Source organism: Janthinobacterium sp. 75 (genome assembly GCF_004365495.1).
GTDB lineage: Bacteria > Pseudomonadota > Gammaproteobacteria > Burkholderiales > Burkholderiaceae_D > Janthinobacterium.
Map to the genome: position 1 here is coordinate 1,460,018 of NZ_SORD01000001.1, position 18,311 is coordinate 1,478,328.

An 18,311-nucleotide genomic window follows, 5' to 3' on the forward strand; every position below is an offset into this window, starting at 1 on the left:
TCCAATTCGTAATTTGTCAGCCAACCATGCACCAAATGAATAATCTGCGCGCCGTCGATTTGAACTTGCTGGTGATCCTGGAAGCGTTGCTCAGCGAACGCCATTTGTCGCGCGCGGCGGAGCGCTTGCATATGAGCCAGCCTGCCGTCAGCCACGCGCTGTCACGCCTGCGCCATCTGCTCGACGACCCGCTGCTGCTGCGCGGCAAGGGCGGCTTCCAGCCCACAGCGCGCGCTTTGGAATTGTCGCGGCCGCTGGCCGAGGCCCTGCAAAGCGTGCGCTCCGTGCTGGGCGGCGCCGTTTTTGAGGCGGCCACGGCACAGCGCGTGTTCCGCCTGGCCATGTCAGACTATGGCGCAGCGCTGATTTTGCCTGCCTTGCTGCACCGCTTGCGCGTGGAAGCGCCCGGCATCGACCTCGTCGTCAGCTATGCCAGCCGCCAAGCCGTGGTCGCTGGTGTGCAGGATGGCGAGATCGACATGGCGCTGGGTGTGTTCCCGCAATTGCCCGAGCAGTTACACAGGGGAACCTTATTCGAGGAAACGTTCGTATGCGCGCTGGACCCGGCCAGCCTGGCAGACGGCGAAACATGGAGCCTGGACACCTATCTGGCGCGCCCGCATGTGCTGGTGGCGTCCAGCGAAATCGGCATGGCGGCCGAAGTCGACGCGGCGCTGGCCCAGCTGGGCCAGACGCGCCGCATCGCCGTGCGTGTGCCTTACTGGACGGTCGCACCGAATGTCGTGATGGGGACGGACTTGATACTGACGGTGGCGCGGCGCGCCTTGCAGGCAAGCGCGGCGCAAGGGCTGGCGCTGTATGCTGCGCCGTTTGCCATCGCGCCGTTTGCGTTTGAAGTGATACGGCACCGCCGTACGGACGGCGATGCGGGCATCGCCTGGCTACGCGCGGCCATTGCACAGGCCGCCGAGCCAGGCTGAGGTATTACAAGCCGCCGCCCTGGCCGTCGAACTTGCGTTCGATCAACTCGATCTTGTAGCCGTCCGGGTCGGTGATGAAGGCGATGACCGTGTTGCCACCTTTTACGGGGCCCGGTTCGCGCGTGACGTTGCCGCCATTCGCGCGTGCCGCATCGCAAGCGGCAACGATATCGTCGGCCGAGATGGCGATGTGGCCATACGCCGTGCCCAGCTCGTAGCTGGTGGTGCCATAGTTATACGTCAGTTCCAGTTCCGCGTGGTCGGGGTTCGAGCCATAGCCGACGAAAGCCAGCGTGTACTGGTATTCGGGATTGTCGCTGGTGCGCAGCAGCTTCATGCCCAGGACCTTGGTGTAAAAATCGATGGAGCGCTGCAGGTCGCCGACCCGCAACATGGTGTGCAAAATACGCATCGTAAATCCTTGGTGGTGAGAGGAGAATGGCAGGATTTTATGCGTTTTATGGCTTTCTTGCCGAGACCGCCCCGACTGCCCTGGTACAGGACAGCAGTGGACGGTGACGTCAGTGCCCCTGGATTTACTCCAGATGTGCGTCCATGGTAATTTCCGTGGCCAGCAACTTGGACACGGGGCAACCGAGCTTGGCGCGCAGTGCTGCACCCTGGAACGCTTCCTCGGTGGCGCCAGGAATGCTGGCCACCAGGGTCAGGTGGACGGCCGTGATGGCATAGCTGCCATCGATTTTTTCCAGACTGACATCGGCCGTGGTTTTCAGGGCCGTGGCGCGCAGGCCCGCCTCTCCCAGTTGGCCGGACAGGGCCATGGTGAAGCAGGCGGCATGGGCAGCGCCGATCAATTCTTCCGGGTTGCTGCCGGGACCGTCTTCGAAGCGCGTGTTGAATCCATATGCCACATTGTCGAGCGCGCCGCTTTGGGTGGAAATAAATCCTTTGCCATCTTTAAGGCCTCCACTCCAGACGGCTGATCCTGTTTTTTCATGATGTACTCCTTGCGTGGTTCGAACATCCATCATGCGCGCCCCACCCTGGCGCTTCCGTTCGTTGCGTCACACAGGGGGCGCATGCGCGGCGTCCATGCACTCAAGGCGCAGGTGTCACGCGCCAGATGACATTGCCCACGTCGTCCGCGACCAGCAGTGCGCCCGCCTTGTCAACGGCCACGCCGACGGGGCGCCCCTGCGCCTTGCCGTTCTCGTCCAGGAAGCCGCTGACGACATCCTGTGGCGGGCCGCTGGGCACGCCATTGGCGAAGGGCACATGGATGACTTTGTAGCCGCTGAAGGGCTTGCGGTTCCATGAGCCGTGCTGGCCGATGAAGGCACCGCCCCGGTAGCGTTCGGGTAGCAAGGTGCCGTCATAGAATGCCAGTCCCAGCGAGGCCGTGTGCGCACCCAGCGCATAGTCGGGCGCGATGGCGGTGGCCACCAGTTCGGGGCGCGGCGGCTTGACCCGTGCATCGACGTGCTGGCCGAAGTAACTGTAGGGCCAGCCATAGAAGGCGCCTTCCTTGACCGAGGTCATATAGTCCGGCACCAGGTCGTTGCCCAACTCGTCGCGCTCATTGACGGCTGTCCACAGGGCGCCCGTCTTGGGCTGCCAGGCCATGCCATTCGGATTGCGCAAGCCGGTGGCATACACGCGTGCCTTGCCCGTCGCGCGCGTGAATTGCCAAATGGCGGCGCGGCCATCTTCGGCCCCCATGCCGTTCTCGCCCACATTGCTGTTGGACCCGACGGAAACATAGAGAAATTTGCCGTCGGCGCTGGCGACGACGTTCTTGGTCCAGTGGTGATTGATGGACCCGCCCGGCAAATCCATCACCTTCACGCCCTGCGCCGTGATGGCGGTCTGTCCTGTTTCGTACGGGAAGCGCATCAGTGCGTCCGAGTTGGCGATGTACAGCTCCTTGCCCACCAGGGCCATGCCGAATGGCGAGTTCAGCCCTTGCAGGAACACGCTGCGCGATTGCGCCACGCCATTCGCGTCAAGGCCGCGCAGCAGGGTGATGCGGTTGGCGCTGGGCGTGGCGGCACCCGCCTTTTTCATTTGCATCTGCATGATGGCACCCTTGATGCCCTTGCTGTCGTCCGGTTTCGGCGGGGCATTCGTTTCCGCTACGAGCACGTCGCCATTCGGCAGCACGTACAGCCAGCGCGGATGGTCGAGGTCGCGCGCATACGCCTGGATGGCCAGGCCGGGCGCGACCACGGGGCGCTGCGCGGCCGTCCAGCGCTGCACGGGTGCTACGTTGACGGTGGGAATGAATTGCCTGTCCGGTGCGGGCAGGGCGGGCTGCGGGCCGAAGCCCACGGGCATGGCGGGCGCCTGGGCGTGGGCGGGCGTGGTGCCGCAGGCAGCGGCCAGCAAGAAGGGACAGACATAGCGGTGCATGGCGTACTCCGGAACAATAGCAGTGCATGAGGATACGATTCAGCGCGCCTTCTTTGGTTCCAGTTGCGCGTCGGGGCGGGCTTGCTGCGGCGCGGCGGGCTTGACCTTTTCCACACCGGGTTGGGCGTGCCGGTCCGTATCGACCAGGCCACGCTCAAGGTCGCTGGCCGCCTGTTGCATGATTTTGCGCGGGCGCACGTTTTGCGCATCGGGCGATTCATCGCGCTCGTGCGGCAGACGGTCGACACCGTCATTTTTGACCTTTTCATCGGTATTGATCTTGCGTTCACTTGGTGGGGTATGCATATGGCCTCCTGACAGTAAAGATGACGTGAACCCAGTGTCCTGCCGCTTCAGGCCGTCTGCAAGCGGATTTGTCCATGCTGGGAGCGCTGGCGCACGCATGGACGATTCTTTTTCTGCGCTACACTGCGTGAACACCAAGAACGCCCCTTGCAGGCACACGGCAGCCGCACTATACTGTTCATATATACAGTATCATGCGGTGGCGGCGTGCGACGCGACAGCCTGGGGCGGCTTGCCACTGAATTTACATCCGAGACTCTTATGCCCGTCGATACACACGCCGAACAGCGCGCCGAACAGCCAGCCGCAACCTTGCCAGCCCCTGGCGAGCGCTTCAACCTGGGCGCCAAGACCATCGCTCTGGTCGTGCGCCAGAATACGGATGGCATTGCCGAGCCCGTTAAAAGCATCGTGGATTTCCTGCAGGTGCTGGGCCACACGGTGGTCTTTGAAGCGGAGACGGCCGCGCATCTGAACTTGGCGTTTCCCGGCGTGCGCGCCATGTCGCCGGCCGAGATCGGCGCCGCCGCCGATTGCGCCATCGTCATGGGTGGCGACGGCACCATGCTGGGCATTGCGCGCCAGTTGGCGCCATTCGATGTCCCCTTGATCGGTATCAATCAAGGGCGATTGGGTTTCATGACGGATATCCCGCTCGAGCGCATGCTGCCTGTATTGGCGCAAATTCTCGGCGGCCGCTTCAAGGCCGAACGCCGCACCTTGCTCGAAGGCAGCGTGCTGCGCGATGGCGAGTCGATTCACGTGGGCATGGCCGTCAACGATGTCGTCGTCTCGCGGGGCGGCGGTGCCGGCATGGCGGAATTGCGCGTCGAGGTCGATGGCCACTTCATGTACAACCAGCGTTCTGACGGGCTGATCATCGCCACGCCCACGGGCTCGACCGCATATGCGCTGTCGGCCGGCGGCCCCTTGCTGCACCCGACCCTGGGTGGCATCGTGCTCGTGCCGATTGCCCCGCATGCGCTGTCAAACCGCCCCATCGTCCTGCCCGACTCCAGCCAGATCGTGGTGGAAATCGTGCGCGGGCGCGATATCAGCGTCAATTTCGACATGCAGACTTTTGCCAGCCTGGTCCAGCAAGACCGCATCCTCATCCGCCGTTCGCCGCACACGATTACCTTCCTGCATCCGGAAGGGTGGAGTTACTACAACACCCTGCGTGAAAAATTGCACTGGAATGAGTACCCGTCGGGCGAGGGCAAGCTCAGCTAACAAGTTTTCTCCACGCTAACCCGCGGTGCGCCGCCTAACCACAGAAGCCATGCTCCATACACTGTCCATTCGCGATTTTGTCATTGTCGATACCATTGAACTGGAATTTTCCGCCGGCTTCAGCGTGCTGACGGGTGAGACGGGCGCCGGCAAGTCCATCCTCATCGATGCGCTGACCCTGGCGCTGGGCGGGCGCGGCGACGCCAGCGTGGTGCGCGAAGGCGCGGCCAAGGCCGATATCACGGCCGATTTCTCCGTCAGCGAGGTGGCGCAGGCCTGGCTGGTGGCGCATGAGTTCGCCAACGACGATGGCGGCGCGCTGCTGCGCCGCGTGATCGACAATGCGGGCCGCTCGAAGGCGTATATCAACGGCATCCCCGCCACGGCCGCGCAGTTGCGCGAATTGGGGGACATGCTGGTCGATATCCACGGCCAGCACGCGCACCAGTCGCTGTTGAAAAGCGAAGCGCAGCGCGCCTTGCTCGACGGCCAGGCGACGGCGCGCGAAGCGGGCGCGGAGCAGGATGCGCGGCAAGTGGCGGCGCTGCACAAGCGCTGGCGCGCCCTCGTGCGCCAGCGCGAAGAATTCGAAACGAATGCCGCCAACGTGCTGTACGAGCGCGAACGCCTGGAATGGCAAGTGGGCGAACTGGAAAAACTGGCGGCCAAGCCCGGCGAGTGGACGGAGATCACGAATGAGCACAGCCGCCTGTCGCACGCGGCCAGCCTGCTGGAGGGGGCGCAGGAAGCCCTGTCCCTCATTTCCGAGTCGGAAGACCACCCTATCGTGTCGCAACTGTCGGCCTTGAACCAGAAGCTGGGCAAGCTGGTGTCCGTGGATGCGGAATTGCAGCCCATTGTCGACCTGATCGAATCGTCGCGCATCCAGCTGCAGGAATCCGTGTACGCGCTGAACAATTACCTGGACCGGGTCGAACTGGACCCTGAGCGCCTGCATCAGCTCGATGCGCGCATGGAAGCCATGCACAGCACGGCCCGCAAATTCCGCGTCACGCCCGAAGAATTGCCTGAGGAGCACGCCAAGCTGTCGGAAAAGCTGCAGCACCTGGCCGACGCTTCCGATATCGAGGGCTTGCTGCGCCAGGAAGCGAAGATCGAAGCCGAGTACCGCGACGTGGCAGGCCGCTTGTCCGACACGCGCCGCGCCGCCGCGCTGGAGCTGGGGCAAGCCGTCACGCGCGCCATGCAGGAATTGAGCATGACGGGCGGCAGCTTCGAGATCGCCCTCAATCCATGCGAACCGGCCGCCCACGGCCTGGAGCAGGTGGAATTCCTCGTCGCCGGCCATGCGGGCACGGCACCCCGCTCGCTGGCGAAAGTGGCGTCCGGCGGCGAACTGGCGCGCATCGCGCTGGCCATTTCCGTCATCACCTCGCACGCCACCACCACGCCGACCCTGATCTTCGACGAGGTCGACAGCGGCATCGGCGGCGCCGTCGCCGAAGTGGTGGGCCGGCTGCTGAAACGCCTGGGACAGGGACGCCAGGTGCTGTGCGTGACCCACTTGCCGCAAGTGGCCAGCCAGGCGAACCAGCATTTTCAGGTGGCAAAAAGCACCCTGGACAATGGCAAGACAGCTTCGCGCATCGACATGCTCGATGCCAAGGCCCGCGTGGAAGAAGTGGCGCGCATGCTGGGCGGCCTGGAAATCACGGCCACCACGCGCAAGCATGCCCGTGAATTACTGGCTATCTAGCACACCTAACCAAACCTACTGCGCGTCGCGATTTGCGGCCTGCGATGCTCACTGTGCATTCGCACAGCTCCGCTTCTCAGCCACAACTCGCTGCCGCTCGCTACGGTTTTGTTAGGCGTTGTTAGCGTAAACCGGTCTGGTGAGAATGGCAGTTAGCCTTATGCCGTTCCTTTCCATCTTTCCCGATGTTGACGCAATGTAACTATAATGGTTGGGCTAATCCATCCAACGCCTTCGAAGAGCCTTTATGTCATTTCAAACAGAGCCGCCGTACACGCATGGCAGTATCGACCGCAGCGCCGTGGTGCTGGTCAACCTGGGCACGCCCGATGCGCCGACCTCGTCGGCCGTGCGGCGCTACCTGAAGCAATTTTTGTCAGACCCGCGCGTGGTGGAGATTCCCCGCCTGGTCTGGTGGTTCATTTTGAACCTGATCATTTTGCCGTTCCGCTCTGGCCAGTCGGCCAAGAAATACGCGTCGATCTGGACGCGCGAGGGCTCGCCCTTGAAAGTGCATACGCAGAAACAGGCGAAATTGCTGGCCGGCGCCCTGGCCGAGCGTGGCCATGACGGCGTCACGGTGGCCATGGCCATGCGCTACGGTTCGCCTTCCTTGCCCGAGGTGCTGGCCAAGTTGAAAAGCGAAGGCTGCGAGCGCATCGCCATCCTGCCTGCGTATCCGCAATACTCGGGCACGACGACGGGTTCCATCTACGACGCCGTGTTTGCCCATTACGCCACGGTGCGCAATGTGCCGGAATTGCGCTTTATTAAGCAGTATCACGAGCACGACACGTATATCGACGCCTTGCGCGATTCCGTGCTGAACCACTGGGAAGCGCATGGCCGTCCGGAAAAACTGGTGATGAGTTTTCACGGCGTGCCCAAGCGCACCCTGCTGCTGGGCGACCCTTACCATTGCCAATGCCTGAAAACGGCGCGCCTGCTGGCGGAAAAGTTGGGGTTGGCTAAAGAGCAATATGTGGTGACCTTCCAGTCGCGCTTTGGCAAGGCCGAATGGCTGCAGCCGTACACGGCCCCCACCCTGGTGGCGCTGGCACAACAGGGTATCAAGCGCGTCGATCTGCTTTGTCCGGGCTTTACCAGCGATTGTCTGGAAACGCTGGAAGAGATCGCCATGGAAGCCAAGCATGATTTCGAAACGGCCGGTGGCCAGCAGTTTCATTACATCGCTTGCCTGAACGAAACGCCAGCCTGGATTGCGGGCATGGCGGAGATTGCCGAGCAACACATGATAGGCTGGCCGACGATGAAGACGGCGCCGCAGCGCGAGGCCGACAGGAAAGCGGGCGAGCAGGCGCGCACGGCGGCGCTGGCGCTGGGCGCGGCGAATTAAACAATATTAACTTTTTAACAATAATAGGCCGCGCTTGCGCGGCTTTGTCATGTCTGGCGCGACAAAAGTACTATCAAGATAGCATCGCCGCCAGTGGCGATGGCTGCGGCGGGGCTGGTAGAATGCCCGCTTCGCCGTGGGAAGCCTGGAAACTCAAGGGGGGGCGCGCACGGATCGCTGCCCGAAATGGGAAGTGCTTTGTAATAAGCTGTAACATGGATCGATGTAATCGCTGGTTTTGCCATGCATACCCCTTGAAACAATAGGATATAGCCCCATCTGCCCGTCAGTGTTGTAAAGATAATTAGACTAACTCATTTAAGTCATTGATTGTAGGAGCTTTCTAGATGCAAGATCAGGAAAACCAATCTGTACCTAATCCGCAAGCGGACGACGCGGCTCCCGCAGAGCCTACTTTGGAAGAGCAACTGGCGAGTACCGAAGCGCGTCTCGCAGAGATGCACGATGCCTTCATGCGCGCCAAGGCCGATGGCGAAAACATTCGCCGCCGCGCGCAGGAAGATGTTGCTAAAGCGCACAAATTCGCAGTGGAAAGCTTTGCCGAAGCCATGGTGCCGGTGAAAGACAGCCTGGAAACGGCGCTGACGGTGGAAGCACCGACCATCGAATCGCTGAAAGAAGGCGTCGAGATGACCCTGAAGCAACTGAACGCCGCGTTCGAGCGCAACCGCCTGGTGGAAGTGTTGCCAGTGCAGGGTGAAAAGCTGGATCCGATGAAACACCAGGCTGTTGCCGTGGTGCCAGCGGAGCAGGAAGCCAATACCATCGTGTCAGTCCTGCAAAAGGGCTATATGATTGCGGACCGCCTGTTGCGTCCAGCCATTGTAACGACCGCGCAAGCAAAATAATCAGAGGGCGGCATCAAGCAAGCCTTGAAACCATGCCGCTTTGCCACATATAAGAACCATCTGAAATCTAGCAAATAAAAGGAAAAAATCATGGGTAGAATTATCGGTATCGATCTGGGAACCACGAATTCCTGCGTTTCCATCATGGAAAACGGTCAACCAAAGGTAATCGAAAACGCTGAAGGCGCACGCACGACGCCGTCGATTATTGCTTATCAAGAAGATGGCGAAATTCTCGTCGGCGCGCCAGCGAAACGCCAGGCCGTGACCAATCCGAAAAACACGCTGTACGCAGTCAAGCGTTTGATCGGTCGCAAGTTCGACGAAAAAGAAGTCCAAAAAGACATCGCGCTGATGCCATACCAAATCATGAAAGCCGACAATGGCGATGCATGGATCGGCGTACGCGACAAAAAACTGGCGCCGCCGCAAATTTCGGCTGAAGTCCTGCGCAAGATGAAGAAAACGGCAGAAGACTACCTCGGCGAAGAAGTCACCGAAGCCGTCATCACCGTGCCTGCGTACTTCAACGATTCGCAGCGTCAAGCGACCAAGGATGCCGGCCGTATCGCTGGTCTGGACGTCAAGCGCATCATCAATGAGCCAACCGCGGCAGCGCTGGCGTTCGGCCTGGACAAGACCGAAAAAGGCGACCGTAAAATCGCCGTGTATGACTTGGGTGGCGGTACGTTCGACGTGTCGATCATCGAAATCGCAGATGTTGATGGCGAAAAACAATTTGAAGTGCTGTCGACCAATGGCGACACCTTCCTGGGCGGCGAAGACTTCGACCAACGCGTCATCGATTACATCATCGACGAGTTCAAGAAGATCAACGGCATCGACCTGAAAAAAGATCCGATCGCTCTGCAGCGCATCAAGGCTTCGGCCGAGCGCGCGAAGATCGAGTTGTCGTCGTCGCAACAAACTGAGATCAACGAGCCGTACATCGCCATGGCGAACGGCGCACCGGTCCACTTGAACCTGAAGATGACCCGCGCCAAGCTGGAATCCCTGGTGGAAGAGCTGATCACGGCCACGATGGAACCATGCCGCATCGCCATCAAAGATGCTGGCGTGAAAGTGTCGGACATCGATGACATCATCCTGGTCGGCGGTATGACGCGTATGCCGAAGGTGCAGGAAAAAGTGAAGGAATTCTTCGGCAAGGATCCACGCAAGGACGTGAACCCGGACGAAGCCGTCGCCGTGGGCGCAGCGATTCAAGGTTCGGTCCTGTCGGGCGAACGCAAAGACTTGCTGTTGCTGGACGTCACCCCTCTGTCCCTGGGTATCGAAACCCTGGGCGGCGTGATGACCAAGATGATCCACAAAAACACGACGATTCCGACCAAGTTCAGCCAGGTGTTCTCGACGGCCGACGACAACCAGCCTGCGGTGACCATCAAGGTCTTCCAGGGTGAGCGCGAAATCGCCGCCGGCAACAAGGGCCTGGGCGAATTCAATCTGGAAGGTATCCCGCCAGCATCGCGTGGTACGCCACAGATCGAAGTGACCTTCGACATCGACGCCAACGGCATCTTGCATGTCGGCGCGAAAGACAAGGCCACCGGCAAGGAAAACAAGATCACGATCAAGGCCAATTCCGGCTTGACCGAGGCTGAAATCCAGAAGATGGTCAAAGACGCCGAGTTGAACGCGGAAGAAGACAAGAAGGTCAAAGAATTGGCCGAGTCGCGCAACCAGGCCGATGCTCTGGTACACTCGACCCGGAAATCCTTGACCGAATACGGCGACAAGCTGGATGCGGGCGAGAAAGAGAAGATCGAAGCGGCGATCACCGACCTGGAAGCAAGCATCAAGGCGGGCGACAAGGCTGAGATCGACGCCAAGGTGGAAGCACTGTCGAGCGCATCGCAGAAACTGGGCGAAAAAATGTATGCCGACATGCAAGCGCAGCAAGCTGCCGGCGGCGCGGAAGGTGCACAGCAAGCTGCTGGCGCATCGGACGCAGGCGCCAAGCAAGACGACGTTGTTGACGCTGACTTCAAAGAAGTCAAAGACAGCAAATAATGTCTTGCGCTCCCATGAACTGGGGGCAGCCGGGCTGAACGCTACATCGCGGGATTAGCCGCGAAGACCGGCCGAGCCGAGTCGTTGCCCAGTGCAGCACTCGACTCGGCTTTTTCGTGTAATTTTTACATCAGTAGATAGACTGCAAGGTGCCGACAACATGGCAAAGCGTGATTTTTACGAGACACTCGGTGTCGCAAAAAATGCTTCGGAAGAAGAGATCAAAAAGTCTTACCGTAAACTGGCGATGAAATACCATCCGGACCGCAATCCGGATAGCAAGGAATCGGAAGAAAAGTTTAAGGAAGTCAAAGAAGCCTACGAGATGCTGACCAATCCGGAAAAGCGCGATGCGTATGACCGCTATGGTCACGCTGGCGTGGACCCGAACATGGGCGGCGGTGGCGGCTTCGGCGGCGGTGCTGGCGGCTTTGCCGACAGCTTCGGCGATATCTTCGGCGACATCTTTGGCGGTGGAGGTGGACGCAGCCGCAATGCCGGTCCACAGGTGTACCGTGGCGCCGACTTGCGCTACAACCTGGAAATTACACTGGAGCAAGCTGCGCACGGCTTCGACACGACCATCCGCGTGCCGAGCTGGGACAAGTGCGACACGTGCCACGGCAGCGGCGCCAAGCCGGGCACCTCGCCGACCACCTGCGGTACTTGCGGTGGTCACGGCCAGGTGCGCATGCAGCAAGGTTTCTTCAGCATCCAGCAAACCTGCCCGAAATGCCATGGCAGCGGCAAGGTCATCACCGACCCGTGCACGCCATGCGGCGGCGCCGGTCGCATCAAGCGCAACAAGACCCTGGAAGTCAAAATTCCAGTCGGTATCGACAACGGCATGCGTATCCGTTCGTCCGGCAACGGCGAACCGGGCACGAATGGCGGTCCGTCGGGCGACCTGTACGTGGAAATCCACATCAAGCCGCACGCCGTGTTCCAGCGCGAAGGCGACGACCTGCATTGCGAAATGCCGATCTCGTTCACCAAGGCGGCCCTGGGCGGTGAAATCGAAGTGCCCACCCTGAACGGCAAAGTGTCGTTCACGATCCCGGAAGGCACACAGTCGGGTAAAACCTTCCGCCTGAAAGGCAAGGGCATCAAGGGCGTGCGCTCCGGTTACGCGGGCGACCTGTTCTGCCACGTGGCGATCGAAACACCGGTGAAGCTGACGGAGAAACAGAAAGACCTGCTGCGCGACTTTGAAAAGTCGACGACCGAGGGCGGTGCCAAGCACAGTCCGCAAAGCAAGACCTGGAAAGACAAGGTCAAGGATTTTTTTGAATAAGCACACGTAACACCATGCGCCGGGATGCTGAAACATCCCGGCGTTTTTTTCACTGCGACTGAACAATGCGCGCGCATCGCCGGCCTATGGGCGCGATCTGCCGCCCTCAGTCGTACTTACACAATGGGAGCGATATGACCGAACCGAAAAATGGCATGGCCCTGGCGGAACTGCTGCAGCGTAACCGCCGCTGGGCCGACTCGATGGTGGCGAAAGACCCGAACTTCTTCAAGAACCTGGAAGCGCAAACATCGCCCGAATACCTGTGGATCGGCTGTTCCGACAGCCGCGTGCCCGCCAACGAACTGCTGGGCATGGCACCTGGCGACGTGTTTGTGCACCGTAATATCGCCAATGTGGTCGTGCATTCCGACCTCAATTGCCTGTCTGTGCTGCAATTTGCCGTGGACGTGCTGAAAGTCAAACATGTCATCATCGTCGGCCATTACGGTTGCAAGGGCGTGCATGCGGCCATGACGGGCACGCGCATCGGCCTGGTCGACAACTGGTTGCGCCACGTGCAGGACGTGGGCCAGAAGCACGAACGCTACCTGGGCGACGTACTGACGAGCCGCCAGCGCGGCGACCGCCTGTGCGAACTGAACGTGGTGGAACAGGTCTTGAACGTGTGCCAGACCACCATCGTGCAAGATGCGTGGGAACGGGGCCAGGAACTCAGCGTCCATGGCTGGGTCTATGGCTTGAAGGATGGCTTGCTGAACGACCTGGAAGTGACGGTCACGGCCGGCCACGAGCTGGCGCCGCGCATGGCGACCCGCCTGGCTCGCTACGAAGCAACGGCGTAAGCAACGCTGGCGCAGTGCCTATGGCGTGGCGCCTTCCAGTCGGCCCAGATAATCGGCCGCTTCCCGCACGCCCTCCTGCGCAGCCAAACGCAGCCAGGTCCTGGCCTGGGGAATGTCCTGGGGCGTGCCCCGGCCTTCGGCCAGCGCCACGCCATAGTGGTAGCGCGCCAGCCGCGCATAGGCGGCGTCATCATTCGTGTGGGCGCCGCGCCGCATCAGCGCCGTCGCCTGCACCAGGTCCCTGGGCACGCCCACGCCCGTTTCATACAGCTGGGCCAGCCAAATCATCGAATACACATCGTTCCAGCGCCGGATGCAATCTTCAAAGATGACGACGGCCGCCGCATGGTCTCCCGTCTTGTCGGCCGCATAGCCGTACAAACACTTGATGCGCTTGTCGCTGTGCACATAGGCTTTATAGCTGAGATCGCCTTCATCCTGGCTATCCTGCGCATGGGCGGGAATGGCGAGCAGCATGGCGAGCAAGAGGGCGATAGTGGGCATGGCTTTCCTGGTTGATGGTGAAAGATTGGTAGTCAAGCAAGTTGCGTGCTAGCGCCATTTCCGGGCAAAGCCGATGCTGCTGCGCCATTGCGTGACAGTACCTGTTGCAGCATGGCGCAACGCGCTGCGCATATCCATATCAGAAATGCTTCGTTTGCAGGATCGATGCGCAGGCATACAGTGGACTGCCCCTGACTCTAGTCGAATTCCCATGTCGGCCGTCCTGAAACCCGTGCATTCCACCAGCCATTTCCGTATCGAGACTTTCGATGCGCCGCTCGGCGCGCAAGTGCTGGGGCTGGATCTGGCGCAGCCGCTGTCGCTGGGCGATTTCCAGCGCCTGCACCACGCCCATCTCGACCATCACGTGCTGGTGTTTCGCGCACAGCACATCACGCCGCAGCAGCAGGTGGACTTCAGCCGCCGCTTCGGTCCCCTGCAAATCCACGTGCTGCGCCAGTTCCAGCTGCCCACGCAACCGGAAGTGCTGATCATCTCGAACATCGTCGAGAACGGCCAGCCCATCGGGCTGGGCGATGCGGGCCATTTCTGGCATTCGGACCTGTCGTACAAGGAAGTGCCCAGCCTCGGCTCCATGCTGCACGCGCAAGAATTGCCGGACGAGGGCGGCGATACCGTGTTTGCGAATATGCACCTGGCCTGGGAAAGCTTGCCGGCTGCGCTGCGCCACGCCGTGCGCGGCGCCCGCGCCGAACACAGCTACCTGAGCCAGTATGAGGAGTTGCGCCGCCGCAATCCCTGGCGTCCCGCACTGACGCAGGCGCAGATCGATGAAGTCAAACCTGTCACCCATCCCGTCGTGCGCGTGCATCCGGAAACGGGGCGGCGCGCCCTGTTTGTCAGCGAACATTTCACCACGCGCATCGTTGGCTTACCCGACGATGAAATCCGCGCCCTGCTCGACGAACTGTTTGCGCACAGCGTGCGCCCGGAGCATTTATATGTGCACCGCTGGCAGCCGCATGACCTGGTGTTTTGGGATAACCGTTCCCTGATGCACCTGGCGACGGGGTGCCCGCCCGACCAGCGTCGCAAACTTTACCGAACCACCATCGAAGGCGATGCGCCGTACTGATTTTTTGACCGTAGTTGACCAAGGAGTGTCCATGTTGCCGATCTTTACCTTTGCCCGCCGCCTGCTCGCCACCATTGCCATACTGTGCATGGCCATGCCCATGGCCATGGCCGAAGGCCAGATCCGCATCGCGGGCCAGCATGGCATCACCTTCTTGCTGCTCAACATTGCGCAAGAACAAAAGCTGATCGAAAAGCATGGCAAGCAGCAGGGCGTCGATGTAAAGGTCGAGTGGATCACCCTGTCGGGCGGCCCTGCCATCAATGACGCCTTGTTGTCGGGCAATATCGACATTGCAGGCGCCGGCCTGGGACCGCTGTTGACCATCTGGGACCGCACGAAAGGGCGGCAGAATGTGCGCGGCGTGGCCTCGCTCGGCAATTTTCCCTACTACTTGATCAGCAACAACCCGAAGGTGAAAACCCTGGCGGACTTGACGGACAAGGACCGCATCGCCTTGCCCGCCGTGTCCGTTTCCGTGCAGGCGCGCATCTTGCAGATGGCGGTGGCGAAACAGTGGGGCGACAAGGAGTTTGCCCGCCTCGATAACATCACGCAAACCCTGCCGCACCCGGATGCGGCGGCCGCCATCATCGCCGGTGGCACGGAGTTGAGCGGCCATTTCGGCAACTCGCCTTTCCAGGAGCAGGAACTGGCACAGAACCCGAACGCCCATATCCTCCTGAACTCGTATGACGTGCAAGGCGGGCCCAGCTCGTCGACCCTGCTGTATGCGACGGAAAAATACCGCAAGGATAATCCCAAGACTTACCGCGCCTTCATCGCCGCGCTGGCCGAAGCGGCGCAGTATGCGAGCAGCAATCCGCAGGGCGCGGCCGACATCTATATCAAGGTGAATAAAAGTAAGGTGGACCGCAATCTGCTCTTGAAAATCTTTGCCAATCCGCAAGTGCAATTCAAGATCGCGCCGCAAAACACCTATGGCCTGGCGCAATTCCTGCACCGCGTGAATGCCATTCGCAACCTGCCCGACAGCTGGCGCGACTATTTCTTTGACGACCCCGCCATCACGCAAGGAAGCTGAGATGAATGCACCCGCTTTTCACCTGGTACGTCCTCCGGTCTCAGTGGCGCCATTGCTCAGCGTCAGCCATGTCAGCCTGGAATACCGGACGGAGCAGCGCACCGTACGCGCCACGCATGACGTCAGTTTCGACGTGTTCTGCGGCGACCGTTTCGTCTTGCTGGGGCCCTCCGGCTGCGGCAAGTCGTCACTGTTGAAAGCCGTGGCCGGCTTCATCGCGCCGCGCGCGGGCGGTATCGCCATGCATGGGCAGCCTATACATACGCCGGGACCGGACCGTGTCGTCGTGTTCCAGGAATTCGACCAGTTGCCGCCGTGGAAGACCGTGCTGGAAAACGTCATGTTCCCCTTGCTGGCCAGCAAGCGGCTGGACAAGGTGGCGGCCCGCGAGCGCGCCCATCACTGGATCGCCAAGGTGGGCCTGGCCGGCTTCGAAGATGCCCATCCGCACACCTTGTCGGGCGGCATGAAACAGCGGGTAGCCATCGCCCGTGCGTTGGCCATGCAGCCGGAAGTGCTGCTGATGGACGAGCCGTTTGCCGCCCTCGACGCCTTGACGCGGCGCAAGATGCAGGAAGAGCTGAGCCGCTTGTGGGAAGAGTTGCGCTTTACCCTCGTGTTCGTCACGCATTCGATCGAGGAAGCGCTGGTGGTGGGCAATCGCATCCTGCTGCTGTCGCCCCATCCGGGCAGGGTGCGTGCAGAACTGAACAGCCATCAGTTCGGCTTGCACAGCGCCGGTAGTGCCGAATTCCAGGCCGCCAGCAGCCGCATCCACGGCTTGCTGTTCGATGAAGAAACAAGGGCGGTCCCGCAAGCAGCCAGCACGCAGCGGGAGGCCGTATGAGCGCGCTGCTGGAGCCGCCGATCCGCCAGGAGTTCGTGTATGCGGCGCCACCGCCGGCCGGCGTCACCGTCGAACGGCCGCTGTCGCGCTGGCAGCGCTGGAGTCAGCACGCGCTGTGGCGCAAGGCCTTGATTTTGCTCAGCATGGCCCTGTTGTGGGAAGGCGCGGCGCGCTGGACGCAGAACGATTTACTCTTGCCCAGTTTTCTCCAAACGGCGCAGGCGTTCATCGCTGGCATCGCCAACGGAGAATTGCTCGCGCGTACGGCTGCGTCCCTGGTCGTCTTGCTGCAGGGCTATGCGGTGGGCGTGCTGGCCGCCTTTGTGCTGACCTTGCTGGCAGTGTCGAGCCGCATTGGACGCGACGTGCTCGAAACGCTGACGGCCATGTTGAATCCCTTGCCAGCCATCGCCCTGTTGCCGCTGGCCCTGCTGTGGTTCGGCCTGGGGCGTGCCAGCCTGATCTTTGTCATCGTCCATTCCGTGATGTGGCCGCTGGCTCTGAACACCTATGCTGGCTTCCAGGGCGTGCCGGAAACCCTGCGCATGGCGGGCCGAAATTATGGCTTGAATGGCTTGCGCCTGGTGCTGCACATCCTCGTGCCGGGCGCTTTGCCGTCCATTGTCTCGGGCCTGAAAATAGGCTGGGCGTTTGCCTGGCGTACCTTGATCGCGGCCGAACTGGTGTTTGGCACCACGTCGGGGCAGGGCGGCCTGGGCTGGTACATCTTCCAGAACCGCAACGAGCTGTACACGGACAAGGTATTCGCGGGCCTGGCGGCCGTCATCGTGATTGGATTGCTGGTGGAAAACATCGGCTTTCGCACCTTGGAACGGGTCACCCTGCGCCGCTGGGGCATGCAGCGATAGTTACTTCAGCATGGTGCGCGCCGCCGCAATGATTTGCCGCGAGAGTTGGTCCATGCGCGGCGACTGCACTTTCCACGTATGCCAGTACAGGACCACGTCGGCCGGGGTCTTGGGTGTGAGCATTTCCACCAGCTCGCCATCCGTGTTCGCCTTCAGCAGCAGTTCCGGTACCATGCCGTAGCCGAGGCCGTAGCGGATGGCGTTGAAGTGCGAGGTGGCGCCCGGTACGTAATGGCAGGGGTAAGCCCCTTCCGGCAGCCCCAGCGCCTCTTGCAGGAACGATGACTGCAAGGTGTCCTTGCGCGTGTAGGCGACCACGGGCGCCGTGCGCGCCGCCTTGCGCGTCAGGCCGTGCGCGAACCACTGCTGGCGGAACGCGGGCGTGGCCACCAGCCAGTAGCGCATCACGCCCAGCGGTTCGGCCGTGCAGCCGCGCATGGGTTTGGCTTCCGTGCTGATGCAGCCGATGGCCATGCCCGTTTCCAGCAAGGTGTAGGTGTGGTCCTGGTCTTCCACGGTCAGGTCGAGCAGCACGCGCTCGCGTATCAGTACCTCGGATAGGGCCGGAAAGAACCAGGTACCCATCGAATCCGCGTTCAGCGCCAGCACCAGGGTCAGCGGGGCATCTTGCTGCACCGCCAGTTCCGCCTGCAAGTCCGCTTCCAGCAGCTTGGCCCGCTTCAAATACTGCATCAGCCGCTGCCCCATGCGCGTGGCGCGTGCGGGACGGCTGCGCACGATCAGCGCATTGCCCAGCTGGCTTTCCAGCGCCCGCACGCGCTGGGATATGGCGGGCGACGTCAGGTGCAGCCGCAGCGCCGCCTGCTCGAAGCTGCCCGTTTCCACGACGGCGCGGAACGCTTCCGTGTGCTTGGGATTGAGATCCATGGTCAAGGCCTAACATAAGAAAAATTTATCAATACTAAATAATACTTACTTTCCATAAGGATGGGTGTGTTGCAGTGCACAATGTCTCTTTGATGGAGTGCCGCGCGCCAGCGCGCGGCCTCCTGGCAGCAAGGG

18 protein-coding genes are annotated in these 18,311 nt (G+C 61.2%); 12 read left to right on the forward strand and 6 right to left on the reverse strand.

Features of this window, described 5'->3' with window-relative positions:
• Positions 1-35 precede the first annotated feature (35 nt).
• Entirely contained in the window at positions 36-941 is a 906-nt protein-coding gene (locus tag C8C89_RS06690; protein ID WP_208327677.1) for a LysR substrate-binding domain-containing protein, read from the forward strand.
• 4 nt (positions 942-945) lie between these two features.
• Here the strand turns inward: C8C89_RS06690 and gloA are convergent, their stop codons facing one another.
• The 4 genes from gloA to C8C89_RS06710 all read right to left on the reverse strand — a co-directional run bounded on the left by gloA (position 946) and on the right by C8C89_RS06710 (position 3,617).
• Positions 946-1,353, reverse strand: a complete 408-nt coding sequence (gene gloA, locus C8C89_RS06695) for a lactoylglutathione lyase (RefSeq protein ID WP_010401713.1) — start codon at positions 1,351-1,353, stop codon at positions 946-948.
• A gap of 124 nt (positions 1,354-1,477) precedes the next feature.
• Positions 1,478-1,930: an OsmC family protein gene (locus C8C89_RS06700; protein WP_133993189.1), complete on the reverse strand. Its 453-nt coding sequence runs from the start codon at positions 1,928-1,930 to the stop codon at positions 1,478-1,480.
• Between the two features lie 70 nt (positions 1,931-2,000).
• Positions 2,001-3,311, reverse strand: coding sequence for a sorbosone dehydrogenase family protein (locus C8C89_RS06705; RefSeq protein WP_133989186.1), 1,311 nt, complete (start codon positions 3,309-3,311; stop codon positions 2,001-2,003).
• 39 nt (positions 3,312-3,350) lie between these two features.
• A complete protein-coding gene (locus C8C89_RS06710) occupies positions 3,351-3,617 on the reverse strand; it encodes a hypothetical protein (protein ID WP_101482974.1) in 267 nt (88 codons plus the stop codon).
• A gap of 261 nt (positions 3,618-3,878) precedes the next feature.
• On the opposite strand from C8C89_RS06710, the gene C8C89_RS06715 reads away from it, so the two are divergent.
• The 7 genes from C8C89_RS06715 to can all read left to right on the forward strand — a co-directional run bounded on the left by C8C89_RS06715 (position 3,879) and on the right by can (position 12,927).
• Positions 3,879-4,850, forward strand: coding sequence for an NAD kinase (locus C8C89_RS06715; protein ID WP_243857921.1), 972 nt, complete (start codon positions 3,879-3,881; stop codon positions 4,848-4,850).
• A 49-nt stretch (positions 4,851-4,899) separates the two neighbouring features.
• On the forward strand, positions 4,900-6,567 hold the full coding sequence (gene recN, locus C8C89_RS06720; RefSeq protein WP_101482973.1) for a DNA repair protein RecN: 1,668 nt from the start codon (positions 4,900-4,902) through the stop codon (positions 6,565-6,567).
• A 247-nt stretch (positions 6,568-6,814) separates the two neighbouring features.
• A complete protein-coding gene (gene hemH, locus C8C89_RS06725) occupies positions 6,815-7,924 on the forward strand; it encodes a ferrochelatase (RefSeq protein WP_101482972.1) in 1,110 nt (369 codons plus the stop codon).
• A 347-nt stretch (positions 7,925-8,271) separates the two neighbouring features.
• Positions 8,272-8,793, forward strand: coding sequence for a nucleotide exchange factor GrpE (gene grpE, locus C8C89_RS06730; protein ID WP_133989187.1), 522 nt, complete (start codon positions 8,272-8,274; stop codon positions 8,791-8,793).
• A 90-nt stretch (positions 8,794-8,883) separates the two neighbouring features.
• Complete coding sequence (gene dnaK, locus C8C89_RS06735) at positions 8,884-10,827, forward strand: molecular chaperone DnaK (protein WP_034745982.1); 1,944 nt, start codon at positions 8,884-8,886, stop codon at positions 10,825-10,827.
• A gap of 160 nt (positions 10,828-10,987) precedes the next feature.
• Positions 10,988-12,121 (forward strand): molecular chaperone DnaJ, encoded by a 1,134-nt coding sequence (dnaJ, locus tag C8C89_RS06740; RefSeq protein ID WP_034745985.1) that lies wholly within the window; start codon positions 10,988-10,990, stop codon positions 12,119-12,121.
• 134 nt (positions 12,122-12,255) lie between these two features.
• Complete coding sequence (gene can, locus C8C89_RS06745) at positions 12,256-12,927, forward strand: carbonate dehydratase (protein WP_071075293.1); 672 nt, start codon at positions 12,256-12,258, stop codon at positions 12,925-12,927.
• 18 nt (positions 12,928-12,945) lie between these two features.
• Here can and C8C89_RS06750 read toward each other — a convergent pair whose 3' ends face one another.
• Positions 12,946-13,431, reverse strand: coding sequence for an SEL1-like repeat protein (locus C8C89_RS06750; RefSeq protein ID WP_101482969.1), 486 nt, complete (start codon positions 13,429-13,431; stop codon positions 12,946-12,948).
• A gap of 211 nt (positions 13,432-13,642) precedes the next feature.
• On the opposite strand from C8C89_RS06750, the gene C8C89_RS06755 reads away from it, so the two are divergent.
• The 4 genes from C8C89_RS06755 (at position 13,643) to C8C89_RS06770 (ending at position 17,288) form a co-directional block, all read left to right on the forward strand.
• Complete coding sequence (locus C8C89_RS06755; protein ID WP_133989188.1) at positions 13,643-14,527, forward strand: TauD/TfdA family dioxygenase; 885 nt, start codon at positions 13,643-13,645, stop codon at positions 14,525-14,527.
• 88 nt (positions 14,528-14,615) lie between these two features.
• On the forward strand, positions 14,616-15,572 hold the full coding sequence (locus tag C8C89_RS06760; RefSeq protein ID WP_243858256.1) for an ABC transporter substrate-binding protein: 957 nt from the start codon (positions 14,616-14,618) through the stop codon (positions 15,570-15,572).
• A 1-nt stretch (position 15,573) separates the two neighbouring features.
• On the forward strand, positions 15,574-16,419 hold the full coding sequence (locus C8C89_RS06765) for an ABC transporter ATP-binding protein (RefSeq protein ID WP_133989190.1): 846 nt from the start codon (positions 15,574-15,576) through the stop codon (positions 16,417-16,419).
• The gene (locus C8C89_RS06770; RefSeq protein ID WP_133989191.1) at positions 16,416-17,288 is read left to right on the forward strand and encodes an ABC transporter permease; all 873 of its coding nucleotides are present in this window, start codon (positions 16,416-16,418) and stop codon (positions 17,286-17,288) included. The genes C8C89_RS06765 and C8C89_RS06770 overlap by 4 nt, the downstream gene beginning before the upstream one ends.
• Here C8C89_RS06770 and C8C89_RS06775 read toward each other — a convergent pair whose 3' ends face one another.
• Positions 17,289-18,182, reverse strand: coding sequence for an HTH-type transcriptional regulator ArgP (locus C8C89_RS06775; RefSeq protein ID WP_208327678.1), 894 nt, complete (start codon positions 18,180-18,182; stop codon positions 17,289-17,291). It lies immediately after the preceding gene.
• Positions 18,183-18,311: the final 129 nt, after the last annotated feature.